General features: G+C 37.8%; 14 protein-coding genes. All 14 read left to right on the top strand.

Annotated features, from left to right (window positions below; all coding sequences use genetic code 11):
* Positions 1–3 precede the first annotated feature (3 nt).
* Positions 4–660, top strand: a complete 657-nt coding sequence (locus ABD792_RS01505; RefSeq protein ID WP_345003947.1) for an ABC transporter ATP-binding protein — start codon at positions 4–6, stop codon at positions 658–660.
* 111 nt (positions 661–771) lie between these two features.
* A complete protein-coding gene (locus ABD792_RS01500) occupies positions 772–5154 on the top strand; it encodes an outer membrane protein assembly factor BamB family protein (protein ID WP_345003946.1) in 4383 nt (1460 codons plus the stop codon).
* A gap of 15 nt (positions 5155–5169) precedes the next feature.
* Complete coding sequence (locus ABD792_RS01495) at positions 5170–6270, top strand: hypothetical protein (protein ID WP_345003945.1); 1101 nt, start codon at positions 5170–5172, stop codon at positions 6268–6270.
* Complete coding sequence (locus ABD792_RS01490; RefSeq protein ID WP_345003944.1) at positions 6267–8048, top strand: SGNH/GDSL hydrolase family protein; 1782 nt, start codon at positions 6267–6269, stop codon at positions 8046–8048. Before ABD792_RS01495 ends, ABD792_RS01490 begins: the two co-directional genes overlap by 4 nt.
* An 87-nt stretch (positions 8049–8135) precedes the next feature.
* Positions 8136–9569 (top strand): helix-turn-helix domain-containing protein, encoded by a 1434-nt coding sequence (locus ABD792_RS01485; protein WP_345003943.1) that lies wholly within the window; start codon positions 8136–8138, stop codon positions 9567–9569.
* Between the two features lie 742 nt (positions 9570–10311).
* The gene (locus ABD792_RS01480; RefSeq protein ID WP_345003942.1) at positions 10312–13155 is read left to right on the top strand and encodes a GH116 family glycosyl-hydrolase; all 2844 of its coding nucleotides are present in this window, start codon (positions 10312–10314) and stop codon (positions 13153–13155) included.
* A gap of 57 nt (positions 13156–13212) precedes the next feature.
* The gene (locus tag ABD792_RS01475) at positions 13213–16020 is read left to right on the top strand and encodes a GH116 family glycosyl-hydrolase (RefSeq protein WP_345003941.1); all 2808 of its coding nucleotides are present in this window, start codon (positions 13213–13215) and stop codon (positions 16018–16020) included.
* Positions 16021–16046: 26 nt separating this feature from the next.
* Positions 16047–18212: a DUF6786 family protein gene (locus ABD792_RS01470; RefSeq protein ID WP_345003940.1), complete on the top strand. Its 2166-nt coding sequence runs from the start codon at positions 16047–16049 to the stop codon at positions 18210–18212.
* A 50-nt stretch (positions 18213–18262) separates the two neighbouring features.
* Positions 18263–19420, top strand: coding sequence for a glycoside hydrolase 5 family protein (locus ABD792_RS01465; RefSeq protein WP_345003939.1), 1158 nt, complete (start codon positions 18263–18265; stop codon positions 19418–19420).
* Positions 19421–19426: 6 nt separating this feature from the next.
* Positions 19427–22048 carry a GH116 family glycosyl-hydrolase gene (locus ABD792_RS01460; RefSeq protein ID WP_345003938.1) on the top strand — a complete coding sequence of 874 codons (2622 nt, stop codon included), beginning with the start codon at positions 19427–19429 and terminating at the stop codon, positions 22046–22048.
* A gap of 461 nt (positions 22049–22509) precedes the next feature.
* Positions 22510–23349: a hypothetical protein gene (locus ABD792_RS01455; protein ID WP_345003937.1), complete on the top strand. Its 840-nt coding sequence runs from the start codon at positions 22510–22512 to the stop codon at positions 23347–23349.
* 261 nt (positions 23350–23610) lie between these two features.
* Entirely contained in the window at positions 23611–23892 is a 282-nt protein-coding gene (locus ABD792_RS01450; RefSeq protein WP_345003936.1) for a hypothetical protein, read from the top strand.
* 472 nt (positions 23893–24364) lie between these two features.
* Positions 24365–24853: a tetratricopeptide repeat protein gene (locus tag ABD792_RS01445; RefSeq protein WP_345003935.1), complete on the top strand. Its 489-nt coding sequence runs from the start codon at positions 24365–24367 to the stop codon at positions 24851–24853.
* A 291-nt stretch (positions 24854–25144) separates the two neighbouring features.
* The gene (locus ABD792_RS01440; RefSeq protein ID WP_345003934.1) at positions 25145–25747 is read left to right on the top strand and encodes a porin family protein; all 603 of its coding nucleotides are present in this window, start codon (positions 25145–25147) and stop codon (positions 25745–25747) included.
* Positions 25748–25853 lie beyond the last annotated feature (106 nt).

The raw sequence follows: 25853 nt of genomic DNA, 5'->3' as shown, positions 1-25853 counted from the left end.
AATATGTTAGAGATACAAGACATAAGTAAACAGTTTAATTCTGGGAAAAGTAAGGTTACAGCTTTAAACAGTATCAATTTAAAAGTTGAAACATCAGAGTTTTTATTAATTAAAGGAGAAAGTGGAAGTGGTAAATCAACCCTTCTATTTATTTTGGGAGGCATGTTACAGCCGTCCTCGGGAACTGTAATTGTTAAGGATAAGGATTTATGCAAACTGTCTGAAAAGGAGCGCGGTAATTATAGAGCTAATGAAATTGGCTTTGTATTCCAATCGTATCACCTGTTGCCCTATTTAAATGTTTTTGAAAATATCATGCTTCCAAACACACTTACCAATGCGCAAATTAACGAAGCAGATGTTTTTCGTATTGTAGAGGAACTGAGGATTAAAGATAGGCTGTATCACAAACCTTCACAGTTAAGCGCAGGGGAGAAGCAGCGCGTAGCATTGGCAAGAGCCCTTATAATCAACCCTTCTTTGATTTTGGCAGATGAACCTACAGGAAATCTGGATGAGAAAAATACCATAGATGTTATGAATTATCTTAAAGCTTATCAAGAAAACGGAGGAACGGTCATTATGGTTACACACGGACATTTAGCAGATGCTTATGCTACCCGAACCATTCGATTGGACAAAGGACAACTAATAACATGATCACTAAAATTTAGACGTATGAAATGCCCATTAACAAAAGTTGCTAACCAACCGAAAATGATAATTAGGGCATTGCATCTGACCATTAAAAAACAAATAAATACCTAACAGATGAAAAAGATATTAAAGCATGTTACAATGAAAGCGCTCCTTCTAGGGGTACTTATGGCTTTGTGCTACAATTGCGAAGAAGAAATGAAGCTGGATATAGCTAATGATTGGCCGCAATTTAAAAAGGATAATTACCGCAGTGCCAACGCAGCTATACAGCTAGATTTGGCGAGTTTGGGAGAGGATTGGCAGTATATTGCACCACAAATGCCTGTACCTGCTTGGTATGGACCTGCAAAAGAAGATACTTATGCTCGAAGTGGGCCTTTACCATCCATGCGGGATTACGACCTATCATATTATCCTGTTGTTGTGGGCAATAAATTGTATTATGGATCGACTGCCGATAATGCCATTCACTGTTTAGACAGTAAAACAGGTAAGGAACTATGGACTTTTACAACAGGCGGTCCCATTCGTGTGGCTCCGGTATTTTACCAGGGGAAATTATTCTTTGGATCGGATGATGGCTATGCTTACTGTATTAAAGCAACCAGTGGTAAATTAGTATGGAAGTATTCACCTGTAGCAGAACAACCTAAAAAAGTAATTAACAATAATGCCCTTATTTCCTTTTGGCCTATAAGAACGGGGATTTTAATAGAAGACGATATAGCCTATTTTGGAGCATCACTATTGCCTTGGAAAGATTCCTACTTCTGTGCCGTGAATGTTAAAACAGGAAAACCTGAAGGTACTGGGACGTATATTAAAACTTATGAGAATTTAACCTTAGAAGGCGCGATGGCTTCAACAGGCTCAAAGATTATTCAGCCACAAGGCCGTATATCTCCTATTTTCTTCGATAAAAATACAGGAGAGAGTAAAGGGCAGTTGGCAGGAACTGGAGGATGCTTCGTACTGGTAACGCCAGAAAAAAACATAGTACACCCCAATAACACAAGAGCCAAAGGGATTGCTGAAACAATAGGAGAATTTGCTTCTGTAGCTGAAAGAAAGGATAAAAAGAACGCCGATTACATGTCTTTTAAAGACGGTAAGGAAATGGTAGTTAGTGGAGATTTTAGCTACATTCTAACCGATAATTCCATATCGGCCTATGACCGAAAAACCAAGAAAGTTGTTTGGTTAAAACGTGATTATAAAGCACATCGTATTGTTATATCAGGAGATGTACTCTATGTTGGCGCGACAGATAAAGTATATGCTGTAAGTACCAAAAATGGATTTCCGCTTTGGGAAGCCCCTGTAAAAGGTGCTGTTTATGCATTGACCATAGCCGATAATGCGTTGTTTGCATCAACAGGCGAAGGCCATATATACTGCTTTAGAAGTGGTAAAGGACAAAATAGTTTATTAGCCGAAAACGCAGATAAGCCAGCTCGTGTTGATGAGGTAATTAAAGCTGCTGAAGAATCTGAGGTAGCTGATTTAGAACTTGAGGCGGGTCCTTTTGTAACTACTGTAGGACCTGACTCTGTGGAGATAACCTATGTTACAAAAGATGCTATTACTTGTACCACTTACTGGGGCGATGATTTTGGCGGAAAGCAATTTAAAGAAGAAGCACCAGCGAAAGAGCATCGTGTGGTAATTACAGACCTTAGAAAGGACTTTATTTATGGGTATCAGATCGTTTCTGGGGAGCATAAAAGCAAACGCTATGAGTTCGATAATTTCTTTAACTATGAAGCCCATGACGATCCAACGAATGTTAGTCCGGAAAAAAGCGCCCTGGTAAAAGAAATTGAAAACCTAAAAGATTTCAAAAAAGGAATAGCCGTTGTATTTGGAACGAACAATAAAGATAAAGCATTAGAGATCGCTTCCATTCCCGGTATTAAAGTTATGCTGTTTGATACTTCGGAGTCCGATGTGCAGGCATTAAGAGAAGCGTTACAAGCTACAGGTGTATATGGTGGTAAAATAGCTGTACATCATGTACACGATCTATCCAATTTACCAATAACCAGTGATATTGCAAATATTGTACTGGTAAATAAAACATCTGGTTGTGAAGCCGATGAGGTTATTAGAATAGTAAAACCAGAAGGCTATGCGCTTCTTGATAATGTGTCATCCAATTTTGATGACTGGTTGAGTGAGGCAACCAATATGTGGCAAGTAACTTATATAGATGAAAATAATTATAGTAAATTAAAGAAAGCACCCTACGAAACGGCTGGTAAGTGGACGCACCAATATGGCTTGGCAGATAATAGTGCTTTTGGTGGAGAAAGTCTTTGGGGATCGACAGGAACCGATGACTTTGAAATCCAATGGATGGGACGCCCGGGACCACGCTTTCAAACCGATAGAAGCGGACGAAAGCCATCTCCGTTGGCTGTAGACGGAAAAATGTTTGTTCAGGGAAGAGAGCGTATAGTAGCTGTTGATGCCTATAACGGAAATGTATTATGGTCCAAAGAATTGCCAGGGTTAAACAGAATGAACGTACATCGCGATTGTAGTAATTGGGTAGCCGATGATGATTTTGTATACGCGGCAATAAAGCAAAACCTTATTAAAATTAATAATAACACGGGAGCTATAGATGCTATTATACCCGTAGAACAAAGTAATAAGGCCAATATAGCAAACGATTGGGGGTATGTTAGTGTTAAGAACAATATGGTAATAGGGTCTGCAACACCGCAAGGAAGTGCTTATACAAACTACTACGGCGGAGATGGTTGGTACGATAGTCAATCAGGTCCATTATCAGATAAGGTAGTGAGTTACAACATCTTTGCTAAAGATAAGAATACACTAAAACCAGTTTGGATCTACGAGAAGCCGTCTACATTTATTATAAACGCAACAATAACAATTAGCGGCAACACCATGAGTTTTGTAGAGTCCAGAAACAAACGTTTTAAACTGTCCAAAGACAATAGGGCAGATCCAACCATTTTCAAGGATCTATACATGGTATCCCTAAATGTAGTCTCTGGTAAAATTAACTGGGAAAAACCTATCAATACCGCTTCAGGTGTTACGACCTATTTTATGGCCGGAGGCAGTCATTTTAATGTTTTAGTGGCATCAGCAGCAGGCAAATATTATATTTATAACTATAGTACAGCAACAGGAGACCTGGTATGGCATAAAGAGCAAAATTGGTTTTCTGGAGATCATGGAGGACACCTTTCTAAACCAGCCATTGTAAATAACCGTTTAATTGTAAAGCCAGCTATGTATCAATTGGATACTGGCGACTTGTTAAAAGAAGAAGTGCCTAAAGCCGGACATGGCTGTGCTTCTTATGCCTTATCGGAGCAATCGGCATTCTATAGAGGAGGTAGCGTTACCCAGTTTAACTTTGAAACCAATAAGTTTTCACAATGGGAGCGTTTGCGTCCTGATTGTTGGATTAGTACAATCCCGGCACAAGGCTTGGTATTGTCACCAGAAGCCGGAGGTGGTTGTAGCTGTGGTAACTGGTTGGAAACATCTATGGTATTCACACCTAAGTCAAGGGCGCCTATTACGTTTATATATGAAGATGAAAAATTTATAGACACTTTAAAGCTTGAAATAAAAACTAAAAGCAGTGCTAATGGAGCCGTATATTATACCTTGGATGGCAGCGAACCTACGATGGCCTCAAATTTATATACCCAACCTATTGTTATTACAGAAACAACAGATGTAAAGGCCGTAGTTTATGTTGATAAAAATGATGATAAAGTAGCTTTTACAAGAACAAAGACCTTTACAAGAGTTTATCCAGAACCCAAAATAGTAGAAACCCCTCAGCTCATTGATGGAAATTGGGTTTTTTATATCGAACGTATCGGACAATCGGGTACAGTGCACTATACAGTAGATGGTACGTCACCTTCCCTTAATTCACCAAAATTTGATGGTTCAGTACCATTTACAGAAAAAATCTTGATAAAAGCCAAGACCATCTGGGAAAGTAATGGGAAGCTTATAGAAAGCAAGGAGACAAGTTTTGAAATGCAAATTCCCAATTTAATAACCAGTATTGAAACTAAGGCTTCGCAAGGGGTTTCCAGGGCATATTATAAAGGAAACGGAAAAACCAATGAGCTTCCTAAACTGGATGACATAAAAGCAAAAAAGACGAAGATTGTTGGTAATCTGGATACGGCAGACTTTGAAAATCAAAATAAGTTTGCCCTAAGGTTTAAAGGGTATGTTAATATCCCGGTAGATGGTATGTATACCTTTAGTAGTAAATCCACAAGAAGTTACGATTTTGTTTCCTTCCATGATGTGGTAGAATTACAAAGTAAGGGCAATGCAGAAGTAAGTAAGGTAATGCCTTTAAAAAAGGGATTGCATCCCATAATGATAGATCATTTTGTTGGTGAAGGACCTTCAGATTATGGACTATACATAGAAGGACCAAAATTAGATAAGCAACTAGTGTCTGAAGGCATGTTGTTTCATTAATATAACATATTTAAAATGAGATTGTTAAAACTTGTTTTTGCTTTGTGTGGAATTATGTATGTCTCATCGGCTGAAGCCTGTAGATATACCATTAGGGAAATTGGGTTTTCTACCTTATCCAAAGTAACCTATGTTTTGTATCGTATAGATGAAAACCAAACCGACTTCCCGAAGCAGCAGGAGCAAGCTTTCCTAGAATCAAATATCAAAACAAGTACCATTGGTTTCGATGCAGAAACAAACCCTGTTGTTGCCTTTGCAAAAGCCCGTAAACTAGCGTTGCCAGCCTATGTCTTGGTCGATAAAAACGGTCGTATGTTGGCTTTGTCCGAAACCAAGGGTAGAAATAATTTAAGGGAACATGTGTTAAACTCACCCGTACAAAGTCAGCTTCTTAAAAATTTGCCCGTAAACTATGCGTCGGTAATTTTAATAGAGGGGTTAAATAAAGAGGCCAATGAAAAAGCACGTCAAACCATATTAGAAGCCTGTGGTCGTATTACCAATATAATGCCCAATATGCCTAAACAAGTAGCCGTTGGCCCAGATATGATTACAATACAGGCTAGTCAGTTTAAACAAGAAGAGGTGGTATTGTGGAGTTTGGGAGTAACCACTATACCCGAGCAACCCTTGGCCTTTGTAGTCTATGGAAAAGGGCGTATTATGGGAGAGAAAGTCGATTATAATGCTATTGGAAATGGTACCATATATAAACTCTTATCTATCATTGGGGCAGATTGTGAATGCGGATTGGATCGAAAATGGATGTTAGGCTACCAAATTCCGTTAGATTGGCCAAAGGAAACGAGACAGGCTTTGAGTGATCGGTTGGGTTTTGATGTAGACAATCCCATGGTATTAACAGAAATGAGCCGTATTTTGGCTATAGAGAATAGAGCACCGGTTGACCCCGATGGCGTGTCTTACGAACCCGTTGTTGTCGATTTGGATGATGAGTTTGATGACATTCCAGAGATAATACATGCCGAGCAATTTAAGGTTCCAGAAGAAAATGAAAAGGGCAATACCAATGCGGTTATTTGGTATTCCTTGGTTTTCTTTTTCATAATAGTTGGAATTGGAGCTTATTTTGTTTTAAATAGAAAACGATGAAAAAAGAAGCATACATTGTATTGTTTTTAGCCTTTACAAGTACTTTGGGGTTTTCTCAAAAAACAACCAATTTGCATTGGTGGAACCCTATGTCGGATTCCTCTAAAGTAATAGAAGGACGAGGATGGGATAGACCAGATATAGAGGGTTATGGTAGATTACCAAAATCTGCCGAAGGAGAAGTTAGAGAGCCTCTGTGGAATTTATCAAAACAATCGGCAGGGTTATCCATTCGCTTTATAAGTAATTCGCAAAACATTGTGGTGAGGTACAAGGTTAAAGGCGGTAGGGCTTTTAACCATATGCCTGCGACGGGGGTGAGTGGTGTAGATTTGTATACCAAAACGAATGATGGTGAGTGGCTATGGAATAGGGGACTATATGCTTTTGGAGATACTATAACTTATAATTATGCAAATCTTAAATTAAAAGAACCATCGCATCATAACAAAGGTCAGGAGTATATGTTGTATTTGCCCCTGTATAATGAAGTGGAATGGCTAGAGATAGGAAAAGAAACCAATTCTATATTTAACCCTTTACCCAAGCGAAAAGAAAAGCCTGTTGTCGTTTATGGAACCTCTATAATGCAAGGCGCTTGTGCTTCACGTCCAGGTATGGCATGGACTTCCATACTAGAGCGAAGTTTGGACAGACCTATCATTAATTTAGGTTTCTCTGGTAATGGAAGACTCGAAGAGGAGGTATTAGATTATATTGAGGCAATCGATGCAAAACTGTATGTTTTAGATTGCTTGCCCAATTTATCACCAACCAAAGAAAGAACACTCGATTTTGTTTTTCAACGTATTATAGCTTCAGTGAAACGTCTTAAAAGCACACATCCTTCGACACCAATTTTATTGGTAGAACATTCTGGGTATTCCGATGGAAGTACAAATAAAGAACGCTATGAAATTTATTCCGAATTAAATAATACCTTACAAAAAGCGTATAAACAATTAGTTTCCGAAGGCGTTAGTGATATTCATGTACTAACCAGGGAGGAATTAAGTTTAGGATTAGATAGTTATGTGGACGGAACACATCCCAATGATTTAGGAATGCAGCAATATGCCCAAGCTTACGAGGTGCGTATCCGGGACATAATAAAGGAATCTGTTGGAAATACTGCAACGACTATACCCGTAACACAAAATAGGGATGCAACGGTTTACAATTGGAATATGAGACACCAAAATATACTGGAGACCAATAAAATTACATCTCCAAAGGTTTGTTTTATAGGTAATTCTATAGTCCATCAATGGGGAGGTGTTCCTAATATGCCGGTGGTTAATGGAGCAGATTCATGGGAGCGTTACCTTGAAAAACTAGGAGTTAAGAATTTTGGATATGGCTGGGATCGTATCGAAAATGTATTATGGCGTGTCTATCATGATGAATTGGATGGCTTTGAAGCAGAACAGGTTTTGTTGAAAATAGGGACCAATAATTTACATTTAAATTCCGATAAGGAGATTGTTGAAGGGCTTCGCTTCTTAATTAGGGCAATTAAGGACCGCCAACCGAAAGCTAAAATTACTTTGTTGGGACTCCTTCCCAGGAGGGCTCAGGAAGACCGTATAAAAGCATTGAATTATAATATTGAAATCATAACTAAGGAACTCCAGATTGGTTACCTATCGGTAGTAGAGCCACTGTTGAATAGTAAAGGGGTAATAAATGAGAAACTGTTTAGAGACGGGTTGCATCCCAATGCTAGAGGGTATAATAAAATAGCACCTCTTATTGAAGCTTACTTGTTGAATAAGTAGGAAATCAGGAATGAAGTATAGCCGTTTTTTTCTTTAGGACGACCGTTGTATATTTACTGGCAAAATGAACTTTTGACTAAATTCCGTATGTCTTTTCGTTGTATCGGTATTTTCATTCTTTTATTGTTAGGATGTGCCAAAACGGAACGCCCCGATATTGTGTTCGATGACTTCGAAAAGGGGCAGTTTTTAAATTGGAATAAACAAGGAGAATCTTTCGTAACCCCTGTTAACATTGATTCCATAAGAGAACCCATCAAAGGAGTACATGGAAAATACTTGGCTTTTTCTAATGTTGATGGACAAGGAGAAAGCAGGGCACAAGGAAAATTAATATCCCATAAATTTAAGATCAATAGAAACTATATCTCTTTTTTTATAGCAGGAGGAGAACACGATGTTCGCGAATGTGTTAATTTAATCATTGATAATAAAATTGTAAAAACAGCTACCGGACGAAATGACATGGTTTTGCGAGAAACCGTTTGGGATGTTCGGGCTTTTCAAGGTCAAGAGGCTATTATTGAGGTTGTAGATGCCATGGCGTCCCCTTTTGAAAGGAGCGCTTTAGGATTTATATTAGCCGATAATTTTACCTTTAGTGATAAAATTCACCACCGGGAAGTTGTTTTTGAAGACTTTGAAAATGGTACCTATAGCAACTGGCAAGTAGAAGGAGAAGCCTTTGAAGTGCCGAGAAACAGAATAAATGTTTACTATCCCATTTCAGCCAATGGATTTAACGGTGAGTATTTTGCCTTTTCCTTTGGGAGAACCCATGATAAAAAGCAGGGTAAATTAACATCCAAACCATTTAAGATAAATCACGATTACATAACCTTATTGGTAGGAGGAGGAAACCATCCAAAACGAACCTGTGTTAATTTATTGGTTAATGATAGCATCGTTTATTCAGTAACAGGAAATAACGACGGCAATTTAAGGCCCCATCAATGGAATGTAAAAGAATTAAAGGGCATGACGGGGACTATCGAAATTGTCGATCACTATTCAGACGGATGGGGACATATCATGGTAGATGATATTATTTTTATGGATGAAACGCAATGGTATATGAAAATTTGGGTATGGGCTATAATCTTTCTGTTAGGCTTCGTTGGAATATATGTAATTCGCAGATTAGCCTTAAAACCGAAATCAAACATCAAAATATCACCAGAAGATGATGAAGCATTGGAAAAATTAAAATCCATTGTTAGTACTTCAGAAATTTACTTAAACAACGAATGTTCCATTCAAGATATAACCACGGTTTCAAACTATTCCGAAGGGGATATAGATGACTTATTTTCAAAAAGCGAATACGGATCACTTATTAATTACCTTAACTATTTAAGAGTTGAAGCTTTTAAGCAACAACTACAAGATCCGAAAAATGAAGCCTATACCATGATATCGATTGCTGAACGATGTGGTTTTAGTTCTAAAACCTCCTTTTATCGCACCTTTAAGGCCATTACCAACATAACACCTTCAGAATATAAAAACAGTTTGAAATAAAGCGAATTTTGCATAAGAATATTTACGTCAGTTTGAGTGATTTTTACAAAAATCGAATCGAAGACAAGTAAATTTTATACTAACCTGAGCTTCAATTATCATCCAAGTGTTTAATAATAATCATAAATAACTGTTTTTTTTAGATGTTTATTATTTCGACAGAGAGAGGGACGAACTAAGCCTGTACTGAGCGAAGTGGAAGTGAGAAATCTCATAATGATGAGATTCTTCCTCATACAAGCATGGGATGACATAGTTTGCATAATAAAATTAAAGAGAAGCGAGCCATGGCATATCTATAAAAATCTTAAAAATCAAGGTAGCAGGTCGGGCAAGAGGATGAAAATCTTGTTTGACCCCGAAGTAATGAGGGGGAGGTATTTTTATCCGTGGGAGCGGATACCGTAGCATTTTTAGGTTTTTATCGTGAGCCTAGACTTTTTTGCTTACTTTTTTGGGCAATGCAAAAAAGTAAGAACCTAAGTTGCTGTGTTAAAAAGCAAATAAGGAGACATTTTTTTGATGTTTTATGACATAAAAAGTTTCCAGAATTTTACAGAAGCGACATCTTGAACTCCTAAATGGGGTTCACGTTAAAATAAAAATACCAGAGCTTCTCATCCCTTGTTTTTAAAGCCTTGGGATATCCCAACATCAATTTTGGGACAAGTTCACCCTTACAATATAAAGTGAAATTGATCTGCCTTTGTAATTTTAAAGTCAATAGTAAATACTTTAAAATATGGCCGATAATAAAAATAGTTGTGATCCCGCTACAGGATGTTGCTCACCTGATAGTTTAAAAGAAGCACTATCTGAAGAATGTACAATACAAAATGAAGATGTAGAGACTTGTTGTGCAACTGAAACGTGTTGTGACAAGCCTGATGAATTTTTAAATACCGATGTACAGCGTAGGGATTTTATGAAAGTCATGGGACTTAGTATGGCAGGTTTGACCCTGGGATTGACTCATCCTTTAAGAGCCTCCGAAATATTTCAGGATTCCTATAAAATACCAATCAATAAAAATCTGGATCCCGATTGGATTAAAGCGCTATACAAAAGAGGAAAAGCAGAAGTTTATACCGGAAGCGAGTTGGTATATATAGGGATGCCAGTTGGTGGCATTTGTGCTGGTCAAGTATATCTGGGAGGTGATGGGAAACTTTGGCTGTGGGATATTTTTAATGATACCAAAGAAGGCATTATAGGAAAAACACATCAGTTAAAGGGAAGAGCCGTAAGACCTCGTGATGGAGCGAATTATATAGTACCCGTAACACCCGAGTATCCGTTCGATCAGGGATTTGCAATCAAAATAAAGCAAGGTAGTACCTCATGGACAAAACAATTGGATTACAAAGGCTTTAAGGACATTACGTTTAAAGGTCAATACCCTGTTGCAGAAGTGACCTATAAAGAGCAGGATTTGCCTGTAACTATTACCCTAAAAGGATATTCTCCTTTTATACCTCTTGATGTGGCATCATCCAGTTATCCGGCAACCGTCATGAATTTTACTGTGGTTAATACCAGTAATACTGAGGTGCATTGTGAATTGTCAGGATGGTTAGAAAATCCGGTACTTTATATGAATGGTGTGGCTACTGAGGTGCGTTTAAAAAATACAATTACAAAGGATGATAAGTCTTCAGCATTGTTTTGCGAAGCGCTTATAGATGAAAACGGTTCAGAATTGGACTTTCAGCATAAACAGCAACGCGACTATGGAAATATGAGCTTAATGCTACTAAATGATGGTGTAAATGTTGAGTCTACTGCACAAGAGGATTATTATTCAGAGATGTTATTTCCAAGTGAACATGATTCCAAAGCATCGGCAATAGAGGCTTTTGGAAATAGTTTACGTGGGGGACTTAGTAAAACAGTAACTCTACAACCCGGAGCCCAAAAGGATATAGCCTTTGTGATTAGTTGGTATTTCCCAAATTTGAGTGTAGACGGCGACCGTTTTAAAGGGCGTTCCTATAGCAATCGTTTTAATAATGCATTGGAAGTAGCACAGGAGATCACTAATAATTTTGAAAAGTTACACAAGCAAACGTTGACATTCAGTGATACCTTTTATAACCAATCTACTTTGCCTTACTGGTTGTTGAACAGGACCTTTGCAAATACCTCTATTTTGGCTACAGAAACATGTTACCTATTGGAAGACGGGCGCTTTTGGGCTTGGGAAGGCATTGGTTGTTGTCCCGGTACCTGTACCCATGTATGGCATTATGCGCAAGCCGTTGGACGTGTATTTCCAGAATTGGAGCGCAACCTTAGGGAGCGTACCGATTTTGCCGTTATGGACGAACAGGGTAAAATCGATTTCAGGGGAGGAAGGGCCAACCGCGATGCGGCCGACGGTCAGGCAGGTATTGTACTGCGATCGTACAGGGAACACCAAATGATGCCGGATACTAGTTTTTTGAATACGAATTGGAAGCATATTAAATTGGCTTTACAGTATTTAATAGCTATGGATGAAGAAGACGGTGAAGCCAATGGAATGATCTATGGTGAACAGCATAATACCTTAGATGCCGAATGGTATGGTAACATTCCTGTAATCACCTCTTTGTATCTGGCGGCATTGTCGGCAGGAAGCGTAATGGCTGAAGAAGTGAATGATAAGTCATTCGCTAAGCAATGCAAAACCATTTTCAAAAAAGGGCAAAAAAATATTGAAACCTTGTTTAACGGAGCGTTCTTTGTTCAGAACGAAGACCCCAAACATAAGGATGCTATTGGCATTGGTATAGGTTGCTATATCGATCAGGTATTTGGACAAAGTTGGGCATTTCAGTTGGGGTTAGGACGATTGTACAATGAGGAAATGATCCAAAAATCACTGGAATCACTATGGAAGTACAATTTTGTTCCCCATATGGGAAAATTCAGGGCTTCACTTCCTGAAAAATTAGCCGGAAGACCGTATGCTATAGACAACGATATGGGATTGGTGATGTGTACCTGGCCAAAAGGAGGGAAACGGGACGATTGGGAAAAACATTGGCAGTTTGGTTACTTTAATGAGTGTATGACGGGATTTGAGTACGAAGTTGCTGGGCACATGATCTGGGAAGGTAAACTCATGGAAGGATTGGCTATTACCAGAGCGATTCATGACCGCTATCATGCGACAAAACGTAATCCTTATAACGAAGTAGAATGTAGTGATCATTATGCGCGTGCTATGGCAAGTTATGGGGTGTATCTGGCTGTTTGTGGCTTCAAATACCATGGTCCAAAAAAACAAATCGCGTTTGCACCAAAGCTTACCCCTGAAAATTTTAAAGCAGCGTTTATTGCCTCCGAAGGCTGGGGGAGTTACGCCCAGTTCCAATCGGATGGTAAGCAAGCGATGACCATACATATGGCTTCAGGTAGTATACAATTAAAACAGCTATCAGTGGTCATACCAAAAAATAAAAAGGTTGGATCGGTTGTTTTGAAGCTAAATGGTAAACGCATTAAAAATAGTTATCAGCAGCAAAAAGAGTCTGTTATCATTACTTTTAAAGATTTCACAATTATTGAAGATCAGGACTTAGTGGCCGTTATAAATTACTAATAAGTAAAGGACTTTCAATACTGTCTTAAAAATACGTACAAGTCAATTACATAGATTATGAAAAAAAATAAAACATCATGTTGCAATCCCAACACCGGATGTTGTAGTCCCAATACCGATGAGCACCACTTGGCTCGCAGGAATTTTATAAAACAAAGCGCTTTGGGGTTTGGTTTCTTAGCCTTTCCAAACCCCTCAATTTTTGCAGGACCATTTAATTTCGACCAAGAATCGCATCTTATTCCAGAGGATAAGAAACTATCCCCGGCGTGGGTAAAATCTTTGTTTGAACGTGGACAACCAGAAATTTATACAAAGGAACAATTAAAGTATGTGGGAATGCCTATTGGCGGTATCGCTTGTGGTCAATTGTATCTTGGAGGTGATGGGAAACTATGGCTATGGAATATTTTTAAAACAGAATACAGTAGGGAAAAGGATCACGGACAGCGATTTGATGCCATGACCTTAGGGGGGCACTACAAAGATCCTGATAAAGTGTTTGCAAGGGAAAAAAGACCATTGGAACAAGGTGCCGCTATAAGAATAAAAACGGATGAAGGTCACTTAATAAGGGCCTTAGATGCTAAAGGCTTTCCAGAAGTATCCTTTAGGGGTGAATATCCTATTGGCAAAGTAACTTACCATGACGAAGATTTGCCTGTAGATATTAGATTGGAAGCGTTTTCCCCGTTCATACCTTTGAATGAAGAAGATTCAGCTCTACCGGCCACAATAATGAATTATAAAGTGTCCAACAACAGTAATTCTATGGTTGAATTGGAACTGATTTCCTGGTTGGAGAATGCGGTTTGTCCTTTCGAGGATTCGGATGAAAAAGGTGAAAGGAAAAGTACATATATCGGATCTAATAATTTAGAAAGTTTAAACTATACCGTTTCAGATAGCCTTAAAGAAAAGCACGGATATGGATCGATGGCATTGTCTGTTTTAAAAGATACCAATAAAACAATTCTAAACTTAGCAACAGATTCTGTAAGTGATATTGAAAACCTTTTTGGTAACATGAAAGATGAGGCACCTAGTGGAGCTAAAACAAGTAGTTTAAGCAAGAAAGCCATAGGTCTTTTAGGAAAGATATTAAGTTTGGAACCCGGAGAAACCAAAGAGATTTCTTTTGTAATCTCATGGTGTTTTCCCCATTTAAATCAACAGGAACATGAGACCGGACAATTGTTGGCATTAGAGGGTGTCAAAAACTTAAAACGCCATTATTATAATAAGTTTAAATCAGCCAGTGCAGTATCGGAGTACATAGGAGATCATTTCAAAAGATTAACAGAAACAACGCACCTATGGAATAAAACATGGTACGATTCTACGTTACCTTATTGGTTGTTGGATAGAAGTTTTATTTCCCTTGATTGTTTGGCTACCAACACCGTATTATGGTTTGATAATGGCCGTTTTTGGGGGTGGGAAGGTGTTGAATGTTGTCCGGGAACTTGCCAACACGTTTGGCAATATGCTCAAGGGATGGCGCATGTGTTTCCAAAATTGGAGCGTAAACTACGTGAAGAAACCGATTATGGACGCATGTTCAATGAAGATGGCTCTTTAGGCCATCGGGATGAGACGGCTGGAAGATACGGTTCACAAGTAGCCCACGATGGCCATTGTGGCACCATCATGAGAGCGTACAGGGAACATAAAATGAGTAAAGATGATGCCTTTTTAAAAAGAAATTATTCAAAAATAAAGAAGTCTGTGGCTTTCATTATCAGTGAAGACAAAGACCAAGATGGTTTATTGGAAGGAGGTCAACATAATACATTAGATGCATCATGGTACGGTCCGATGGGTTGGATCAGTTCACTGTATTTAGGGGCGTTGGCGGTAGGAAAGGAAATGGCATTGGAAGTTGGAGATTACGATTTTGCAAGTGCTTGCGATACACTATTAAAGCGAGGACAGAAGAATATTGTAGAGAAACTATATAACGGCGAGTATTTTATTCATAAGCCCGACCCGAATCATCCAAATGCTATAAATACTAATATAGGATGTCATATCGATCAGGTTTTAGGACAGAGTTTTGGTTGGCAAATAGGTCTTCCAGAAAGGGTTATCCCCGAATCCGAAACGCGATCTGCCCTAAAATCCATATGGAAATACAATTTTGCACCGGATGCTTTTTTATATCAAAAGCAAAACAAACCCATTAAAGGAGCACGTATTTATGCTACCGAAGGCGAAGCAGGAACCATTATGTGTACCTGGCCCAAAGGCGGAGTAGAAAAAGCCGTTCCAGGAATGGATAAACGACCCGACGAGTCAGAGACTTGGTTAGGACCCGGTGGCTATTTCGATGAAGCGATGAATGGTTTTGAATACCAAGTGGCGGCGCACATGGTATATGAAGGATTGTTACTTGAGGGTTTGGCTACTATGAGAGCCGTACATGACAGATACCACCCTATAGCCAGAAATCCTTTTAATGAAATTGAATGCAGTGATCATTACAGTCGTTCCATGGCAAGTTATGGGGTGTTTCTCGCTGTTTGTGGGTTCGACTATCATGGCCCCAAAGGGCATTTGGCATTCAATCCAAAGTTGAATCCAGAGGATTTTAAAGCACCGTTTACCGTCGCAGAAGGGTGGGGAACTTTTGAACAAAAGAGAACCCAGAAAGCACAAATAAATAGTTTAACAATGCTTAATGGTCAGTTGAAGCTTAATAAGCTTTCACTTGGAGTGAAAAGCAGCGTAGTGAAAGTTAGACTATTTCTTAATGGTAAACGCGTAAAAGCAGAGAAAACTACTTTTGGAAATACCTGCCATGTGGAGTTTGAGGAACAAATACTTAAATTAGGAGATCAGATAATGGTTGACATAAAATATTAACAAACCATAATATTAAAGAATAGAAGATGAAAAAACAATTTGCAATTTTGCTTTTGGGATCACTTATTTTTTTCAGCTGTAAAAATAATAAGCCAGAGCAGGTTACCGAAAACAATACTGATGCTCCTGTCGTTTATGGTTATACAAACATTAAAGGTATAGGCTATGAAGCGGGAATAACGCGAAGGGATCCTAGTGATGTCATAAAAGTGGATGATACCTATTATGTGTACTATACGAAAGTTTTGGGTCAAGCACCTGGATATTGGGGAACCATTTGGTATGCGACTTCTAATGATGAGGGATACACCTGGCAGGAACAAGGGGAAGCCTTAGGGGTTGGTATACAAGGGCATTTTGATTCCCACGCCGTGTTTACCCCTAATATCATGATGGCTCATGGAAAGTATTATCTATTTTATACAGGTGTAAAACCAACGCCAGAAAGAAACGATGGTGTTTTTGAAAACAATGCAGCCACAGATATCACAGCGTTGGGATTAGCGATAGCCGATGCACCTGAAGGACCTTTTACCCGTGTAGATGCCAACCCAGTATTGAAAATTAGTGATACCCCTGAAGACTTTGACAGCTATCGCATTGATGATGCCGCTTTGATTTATAGGGAAGGGCAATACCTTTTGTATTACAAAGGAAGAAGTAGGTCCCATGGATCGGCTGGACCCGCTCACACACAAATGGGCGTTGCGGTTTCAGATCAGCCAGAAGGCCCCTATGTGAAGCGTCCAAATAATCCAATACTTGATAAAAGCCATGAAGTGATGATCTGGAAGCAAGGTTTGGGAGTTGCCGCATTAGCATCGATTTCATCTACAATTGCCTATTCAGAAACCGGATTCGACTTTATGTCTAACGCGCATTCGGTTAAAGCAATTAATAGGCCCAATGCCCCTGGTGCTTATCGACCGGATTTAACAGGGAATGAATCGAATGCATTGGAATGGGGGATTAGTATGGTACATAATGGTAATGATTGTTATTTGAGGCGTTTTGAGGTAACAATAAAAAGTGAAGAAAAAGCACCCCTCAAAGGAAGTTATGGGTATGATAGAAAACTGTTGCAACAGTATTATCAAGATGCGACGGTTATGGAAAACCCCTTAGAAAAATCGGGGATTGTGGTTGTGCCTGAGTTGCAAGGTCGTGTTATGACTAGCACATTAGATGGCGATGAAGGGATGAGCTTTGGTTGGATTAACCATGATCTGATTGTTTCAGGAAAGATTAATTCCCAATTCAATGCTTTTGGAGGCGAAGAGCGTTTTTGGTTGGGACCCGAAGGAGGACAGTTTTCCCTGTTTTTCCCAAAAGGCAAGGGATTTGATTTTTCAGATTGGAAAGTGCCTGCAGCAATAGATTCAGAGCCATTTCAAACAGTTTCCCGTAACAAGACATCAGTTGTTTTTAATAAGAAAGCCTCTCTGACAAACTATTCGGGAACTACCTTCGATATAAACATCAAAAGGACAGTAAACCTACTTTCTAAGGATGCGATTACTTCTCATTTAGGTTTGGATAATAACGCATTTTCGGTAGTTGCTTATGAGACTTTGAATGAGGTAAAGAACACTGGAAATTTTGATTGGACTGAAAACACGGGTACTGTATCGATATGGTTGCTCTGTATGCTTAATCCATCACCTAAAGTAACGGTAGTTGCGCCGATAAGAGGAGGAGAAGTGTCTAAATTAGGAACCCGGGTTAATGACAACTATTTTGGCAAGATAAGCGAAGAGCGTTTAAAAACTACCAACGATGCGGTGTTTTTTAAGGCTGATGGCAAAAGCAGGGGCAAGATAGGCATCTCTCCAAAGCGTGCTACAAAATACATAGGTAGTTACGATGCAGAGAATGGAATTTTAACAGTTTTGGAAATAGCGCAACCACAGGTTGATGACAAGTATGTTAATTCAGCATGGGAGATTCAGGAAGATCCTTTTTCGGGAGATGTATTTAATTCCTATAATGACGGGCCTCTGGAGAATGGTGGTCAATTAGGACCGTTCTATGAGTTGGAATCCTCGTCACCAGCCCTCTTCTTAAAAGCAGGTGCGCATTTTGAACATGTCCAACGGATATATCATTTTAAGGGAAATCAAATGGTATTGAATGGTATATCAAAGAAACTGCTCAGTGTTTCATTGGAAGCTATCGCAAACGCTCTACTATAATAAACAAAGATTTCTGTTAGCTAATACAGATATTACAAAACAATTTAATTATGAAAATAAACACTTTAATAATTCTAGTAGTTTTTATTACACTCGTTTCTTGTAATTCCAAGAATTCCAAAAAAGAAGGTGTAGTAAAGGATGAAGCCAGTGAGGTAACTCTCCTGCAACGTTGGTCGGAAGATAGGGCGAATAAATGGTATGCAACGCAAGGTTGGTTGGTAGGCGCCAATTATGCACCGGCTTCAGCGATTAATCAACTTGAAATGTGGCAGAAAGAAACGTTCGACCCAGATCGCATTGATCTAGAACTCCAATGGGCGAAAGATTTAGGGTTCAATACCATGCGTGTATTTCTCCATGATCTGGTATGGAAGCAAGATGCTAATGCTTATCTGGAGCGAATAGATACTTATCTCGATATAGCTAATGGCCACGGTATCAAGACCATGTTTGTCTTATTGGACGATGTTTGGGATCCTAATCCAAGAATGGGTTTACAGAAAGCACCTGATCCAGGAGTTCACAATTCGGGATGGGTACAAAGCCCAGGAAAAGAAGTGTTAACAGATTCGTTACAATGGAATCGATTAAAGGGCTATGTAAAAGGTGTCATATCACATTACAAAGAAGATAAAAGGGTTATTATCTGGGATTTGTATAACGAACCAGGTAACCTTAACAGTAATAGTTATGGAGAATTAGAACCTAAAAATAAAGAAGTTCACTCTTTGAACTTAATGAAGAAGGTTTTTACATGGGCTAGGGAAGTGAATCCATCCCAACCATTGTGTGTTGGCGTATGGACTTCAATTAATAAACCTTTAAATCAAATGAGTGCCATAGATACCTATGCCTATAAAAATTCTGATATTATTAATTTTCATTGCTATGCCAACGCCGAAACCACAAGAAGCATGGTTGAACGTTTAGCGTCATCCAATCGTCCTTTAATATGTACCGAGTATATGGCTAGGAGTGTTGGTTCAACATTTCAGGATATATTACCGGTATTTAAGAGGTATAATGTAGCAAGTTATAACTGGGGGTTTGTATCTGGGAAATCACAAACTATTTATCCATGGGATTCATGGGACAAAGCCTATAATCAAGAACCAGAGCTTTGGTTTCATGACATATACAGAGAAGATGGAAGCCCCTATAAAACGGAAGAAGTTCAATTTATAAAAGAGTTATTAAGTAAATAAACAAAAATGATGGTTAAAGTACTACTAAGTATTTTTTGCATACTTACTTTTTCAGGGCCTATACTGAGCCAAAATTCAGAATATTACACTAAAGATCAATTAAAATATATTGGAATGCCAATTGGAGGCATTACCTCTGGTCAGGTATATATGGGAGGAGATGGTCAATTGTGGTATTGGGACATTTTTAATATACAACGCATTAATCCGGGAGGACCAGGAGATAAATTTTATTTGAACCCTATGGTGCAAGATAAACAGTTTGAACAAGGGTTCGCTGTTCGAGTGAAAAAACTGTTGCCAAGCACTATTACTCCAAGTGTAAAATTACTCCGTGAAGGAGGTTTCAAAGATATTACGTTTAGGGGAGAGTATCCCCTGGCTAAAGTCACTTATGTTGATTCCGATTTTCCAGTTAGCGTAGCACTGCAAGCTTATACCCCATTTATTCCTACCGACCATGAATCCTCAGATTTTCCGGCAGTAGTATTGGAATATAAACTGACTAATGATTCCGACAAACCTGTATCTGCTGAATTGATAGGTTGGCTACAAAATATGTCCAATTTTAAGACCGCTAATAATGCCGATGGCAAACATAAAAACACCATAATCTCCTCGGACAATAAACTACAGCTTGTATGTACTTCAGAAGTGACCGAAGAACATAAGGATTTACCCGATTATGGAAATATGACATTGACTTTGGTTGGTGAAGGTCAAAGCTGGTTTATGCCGAAAGCGCCACGCAATATTGATTACAATTTAGCAGAAGAATTGCGTCCGTCCAACAGTACATCAGCTGAAGCTGAGGTTGGTGAGGTTATAACAGGTCTAGTTGGGAAAGAAGTGACATTGCAACCTGGTGGTAGCAAAACATTAACATTTGTACTGTCTTGGTACTTCCCCAATGTTCATCGACCTGAAAGTGGGTTTCATCATTTAAAAAACAAAAAAAACCTTAGGCATTACTATAGTAAGAAGTTCACATCGTCTACCCATGTTGCTGAGACTATTTTAGGTAATGCCGATAAATATTTGGCTACGACCAAACAATGGAACAAGACCTGGTACGATGCTTCACTTCCAACTTGGTTTTTAGATCGCACATTTATAAATACGAGTACACTGGCAACAACGTCTTGTTATCGTTTGGACGATTTGACCGATGACGTTGACAATGAAGGACGGTTTTATGCCATGGAAGGGGTTTATTTAGGACATGGTACTTGCACCCATGTTTTTCATTATGAGCAAGCCTTAGGGCGTGTTTTTCCGTCATTGGCACGCCAGCTTAGAACACAGATAGACTATGGGTTATCTTTTGCTGAAGAAGGTATTATTAAATATAGAGGAGAGCTTAGCAACATGGGGAGTCATGATGGGCGCGGTTATGCCGTTGATGGACATGCCGGCACGGTTTTACGTATGTATCGTGAACATACAACAGCTCCCAATATGAATATGCTAAAAACCTATTGGCCGAAGATTAAAAAAAGTATTCAATACATGATTGATCATGACGCTGAGAAGACGGGAAAACCAGATGGTGTTTTAGAGGGTATTCAATACAATACACTGGACAAAATGTGGTATGGCAAGATTGCCTGGACCAGTAGTATGTATAATGCCGCACTATTGGCAGGTGCATCTATGGCCAGAGATATTAAAGACATAGCATTTGCCAAGAAATGTGCGAGTATAGCTACTATGGGAAAAAAGAACATGACGGATGAACTATTCAATGGCGAATATTTCATTAATATTTTAGACCCTGAAAATCGTAAAACTCCTAATTCATACATTGGTTGTCATATCGATCAGGTGCTTGGGCAATCATGGGCAAGCCAGGTTGGATTACCCAGGGTGATTCCAAAAAAAGAAACGGTAAGTGCTCTTAAGTCTATCCATAAGTATAATTACTATGAAGATGTTGGACCTTATCTGGATACCGCCGCTATTAAAAATGTTAGGTTTTATGCACTTCCTGGGGAACCAGGGACTGTTATGTGCTCTTTTCCAAAAGGAGGGGCCGAAGAAGCACCGGGAAGTCAATCAGGAGACTGGGACAAACTGGTAATAGGATACTTTAGTGAAAGTATGACAGGCTTTACCTATCAGGCAGCAGCGCATATGATTGCTGAAGGATTGGTCGATAAAGGCATGGAAATGATTAAAGCCATACATGGCAGATATGCGCCCAAAAAGCGAAACCCGTATAACGAGGTCGAATATGGCAATCATTATACTAGAGCCATGTCAAGCTATGGTGCATTTATAGCCGCTTCTGGTTTTACTTTAAACGAACCAAATGGACAGATTGGATTTGCTCCCAAAATAGAACCCAATAATTTTAAGTCGGCTTTCATAACAGGAAATAGTTGGGGAACGTTTACGCAAACCAAGCAGGGCGATACACATGCTTCTTCCTTGTCCTTAGATTTTGGAACACTTAAACTTAGTACATTTACTTTGGCAGCCAATGTTAAACCCAAGAAATTGGATGTAAGTATTAATGGAAATATGATTAAAAGTGGATATGTGTTTAGGGATGGTCAGGTTATAGTAGCATTCAAAGAAAACGTTTCCTTGAGTAAAGCGGATGAATTGGAAATAAAAATGAATTAATATATATGTGATGCTGTTTAAAACATCAAATTATTAAAATCCATAGAGTTGTTTTATGATCTTTTTAATGGGGTTTTGGAACTGTAAAGAGAAAAAGAGGAATCAAATGATTTACAGTCTATTGATGTCAATACACTAAAGACTTTCGTAACCATGGGTAAGGAGCTTCAAATATTGAAGAAAGATGAAGAAACTGAACTTTTTAGTTATCAGGGCAAAGGATGCATTACACATATATAGTTTGGGGGTGACTTGAATGATCATGAAGATACGAGCATCCGCATATAAAAAAGCATATTATGGCATTAAAGACGGAGATAGTGCCGTTATATTCTATTTTTTTGCCCAAAACCTTATTGTACGATTATTCTTTGTTGATCTTTTCTTTTTAATCTATCTTTAAACTTTAATTGGTAGTTTTGAGACAGACTGCCGTTAGCAAACATTTGAAAACAAACTTTATGAAAAAAACAAAATTAATTCTGACCCTAATTTTACTTGACGTAATCCTATTTTCTTGTTCGTCTAATGACACTTCTGACAACCCAGAACCTTTACCAACGAATAAATTAGTGAAAACCGAAAAAATCTCTGAAACCAGAAAAGTAGATTATACCTATAACAGTAAAGACCTGATTTCAAGTTTGAATGGAACCTACAACAATTTTGGATATGTCTCTGGTTTCACTTACGATTCAGAAAATAGATTAACTGAATGGAGTTACCAAGAAACAGGTTCGTCATCATATAGTGACACATATACTTATACATATAATTCAAATGGACTTCTATCAGGTTATTCTGCAAATAGTGAAGATGTAACAATAACATACAATGGTAGTATCATTACATTGACAGGACAAATTGAGGGAAATGCAAATTCCCAAGCAGAAATGGAACTTGGCAATAATGGATTAATAATCAAATTTACCGAAAGTAACCAATACACAAACTTTGGTTATGATTCTAATGGAAATTTGGTTTCTGCTAAATCATATGACAACACAGACAATCTGCTGTCAGAATTCACAATAGAATACGATGACAAAATAAATCCATTTTATGGACAATTAGAATCCATTTATATTGAAAGATTTATTGAATTCTTTTGGGAATTTGATGGAATTTACATTGGTGGATTTGAAGGTTACGGTTTCCCATTTCTAAAAAACAATATTATATCAATAAACGAAGTAAGCGTTGGAACAACAACAACATTCTCTTACATATATGATAGTGAAAATTATCCGACAAATGTTAATGGAAATAGTGTAATATATGATATTGAATACTATGAATAAAAAACTTTGCCAACACCTTGTTTAACAAATATTTAAACCAAACTAAAAATGAAAATTCTGAAAAAAACCATTTATTTTCTGATCGTTTTTATATTTCTCAGCTGTTCATCAAATGATGACGACACTATAACTGATAACGGATTCAAGGTTAATGGGAAATTTTATCGGACTGACTTTGCGACATCTAGCTGTTGCTTTCGTTATGTCTTAATTTTTTCATCCCATGAAAACCAAGACATTGGCCAAATTGGAAGATTTGATTTGATTTCACCAACAGATCTTCCTCTTACACCTGGAACATATACATTTGAAAATAAAGGCATATATGACCATAATCCTGTAGAATTTTACGATACTACATTGGAAAATTGGGGTCTGGCTTATTCAATTTATGGGGGTAATGGAATAAAATCTGGTGTTGTCACAGTTCATTCAATTATAAACGACGGAAATCAAATAACTAAAATCAATTTAGATTATAAATTTGTTTGGGATGACAGGACTGTAATAGGACATTACGACGGAATAGTAAACCCCAATTAAAAACGTTTGCTAACACCGGTAACCGTTGCGCAAGCCCTTAATTTTCTAAAAACAAGACACAAATAAGCCCTTTTAAGGGCTTTTATTTTACCGTGTAAATTGCTTGCACCCTAAAATTATAAGGCTTAAAAAGACGTAAAACGTATTGTGGGATAGCTTTAAGAGCAAAACGAACATTGGACAAGCTTGCCGCCCCACTTTTACTGTGTTTTTCTATGAATTTCAGGTGCTCTTTAAGATTGTAGGCCATAAATTTTAAAGGCTATATTTAAGCAATTGAATTAATTATCTTACTTTTATTTAAAAAAGAGGCTTTTTGCGAGGTCTTCTGTTGTGTTGCATTATGAGAAAAGTACTCTTGACAATATTAATTCTGACATTTCCGAATTGTAAAAATGATTCTGACAGAGTTATTTCCAAAACATCAAAAGATGCAGAGATTATTTATAGAAACCATTTTAAAAGAGGCTGGATGAAAGATTCTATTGCATCTGTGACCTTTGACCTTGCATCTGACCAAAATTCAAAAGGAAACTATCAAAAAGCAAAAAAGCTATATGAAAAAGCAAACCAAATTGAACCGAACAATATAATTATTCTAAACGCTTTAGGTTATGTTTCTGCTAATTTAAACGAATCAAACGCAAGTATAGAGTACTTCGAAAAATCGCTTAAAATCGATAGTACTAATTCTGCAACATATATAAATTTAGGAACGGCCTATAACAAGCTTTTAAAATTTGATAAATCAATCGAAGTGCTATTAAAAGGATTGGAATATGAAAATGATAGAGAAATTAGGGGGTATTTTTATTACAATTTAGCCAATTCGTATTATAAAAAAAAGGATTATAAAACCTCAATGGATTTTTGTAATAAAGCATTGGGCATAGTAAAAGAACCAGCAGTAAGAGAAGATATATTGGAACTAAAAAAGGTGTTGCGTGAAAAAAATAACTAGCCACAATAACTAAGCCGTGTGATAGATACGGCCAAATATGAGTACCGAGCCTGTCCTGAACATCTCGACAAGCTCGATACAGGCGCAATCGAAGGGTTGACTGAACAGGGTTTGGTCGATTATCCTACTCTGGGGATTGCCTTGTATAGAGAATAGCACCTTTTCGAAATATACCATACTTAGTTAAAACTACAGTCGATAAATTTTAACCTACATCTAAGCAATTGAATTAATTATCTTACTTTTATTCAAAAATGAGACTTTTTGTGAGGTCTCCCGTTAGCAAAAATTATGAAAAAACGACACGCACTTTCAATTTTGATGATTTTAATCACATTAGTAAGCTTTTCACAAATCGACTATGGAGCAAACCTAGGAATTAATTCTTCTAGGTTTTCAAATAAATTTAATACCATAGGAGGTGAATATCTTAATACTTCTTCCCTTGGATTAAGCATCGGAATATTTGCCGAAATTCCTTTATCTGACAAAATATCTTTTTATCCAAAACTACTATTCAATCAAATGGGTGATAGGGATAAAAGCGATATTGATTATTTAGTTCTTGACTCAGTGGATTACAAGTTAGACTATATTTCTATTCCATTAAATTTTAAATTTTTTAATAAACCTTATTTATTTATTGGACCTCAATTAGGACTTCTCGTTTCATATAAAGCAGAGTCAATGGATATAGGGAAACCGAATAGTTCGTTTGATTTTGGAGGAAACTTTGGAACTGGATATGCTTTTAACGATTTTAGACTTGAATTAGCTATTTATCAATCGATTATTGATGTTTTAAAAGCAGAAAACACATATGGAGGCAAAAAATTAAACATAAGGAACACGTATATTAATTTCAATTTTTCTTATATAATATCTAATAGATAACTTTTGCTAACATGTAAACATATCCATTGCAGCTCAGGGCAATTTCATTTAAAAAATTAGGGAATTGATTTAGATAATAATTATCTTTCCCAAGTCTAAGTTTTCT

The organism is Snuella lapsa, assembly GCF_039539345.1.
In the GTDB taxonomy this organism is placed as follows: domain Bacteria; phylum Bacteroidota; class Bacteroidia; order Flavobacteriales; family Flavobacteriaceae; genus Snuella; species Snuella lapsa.
The sequence above is the reverse complement of the archived record's forward strand: the minus strand, read 5'-3'. Positions and strand labels throughout refer to the sequence as shown.

Excerpts from the sequence above, each read along its gene's own strand:
- ABD792_RS01505 (WP_345003947.1), top strand. The coding sequence starts at position 4 with ATGTTAGAGATACAAGACATAAGTAAACAGTTTAATTCTGGGAAAAGT.
- ABD792_RS01500 (WP_345003946.1), top strand. The coding sequence starts at position 772 with ATGAAAAAGATATTAAAGCATGTTACAATGAAAGCGCTCCTTCTAGGG.
- ABD792_RS01495 (WP_345003945.1), top strand. The coding sequence starts at position 5,170 with ATGAGATTGTTAAAACTTGTTTTTGCTTTGTGTGGAATTATGTATGTC.
- ABD792_RS01490 (WP_345003944.1), top strand. The coding sequence starts at position 6,267 with ATGAAAAAAGAAGCATACATTGTATTGTTTTTAGCCTTTACAAGTACT.
- ABD792_RS01485 (WP_345003943.1), top strand. The coding sequence starts at position 8,136 with ATGTCTTTTCGTTGTATCGGTATTTTCATTCTTTTATTGTTAGGATGT.
- ABD792_RS01480 (WP_345003942.1), top strand. The coding sequence starts at position 10,312 with ATGGCCGATAATAAAAATAGTTGTGATCCCGCTACAGGATGTTGCTCA.
- ABD792_RS01475 (WP_345003941.1), top strand. The coding sequence starts at position 13,213 with ATGAAAAAAAATAAAACATCATGTTGCAATCCCAACACCGGATGTTGT.
- ABD792_RS01470 (WP_345003940.1), top strand. The coding sequence starts at position 16,047 with ATGAAAAAACAATTTGCAATTTTGCTTTTGGGATCACTTATTTTTTTC.
- ABD792_RS01465 (WP_345003939.1), top strand. The coding sequence starts at position 18,263 with ATGAAAATAAACACTTTAATAATTCTAGTAGTTTTTATTACACTCGTT.
- ABD792_RS01460 (WP_345003938.1), top strand. The coding sequence starts at position 19,427 with ATGATGGTTAAAGTACTACTAAGTATTTTTTGCATACTTACTTTTTCA.
- ABD792_RS01455 (WP_345003937.1), top strand. The coding sequence starts at position 22,510 with ATGAAAAAAACAAAATTAATTCTGACCCTAATTTTACTTGACGTAATC.
- ABD792_RS01445 (WP_345003935.1), top strand. The coding sequence starts at position 24,365 with ATGAAAGATTCTATTGCATCTGTGACCTTTGACCTTGCATCTGACCAA.
- ABD792_RS01440 (WP_345003934.1), top strand. The coding sequence starts at position 25,145 with ATGAAAAAACGACACGCACTTTCAATTTTGATGATTTTAATCACATTA.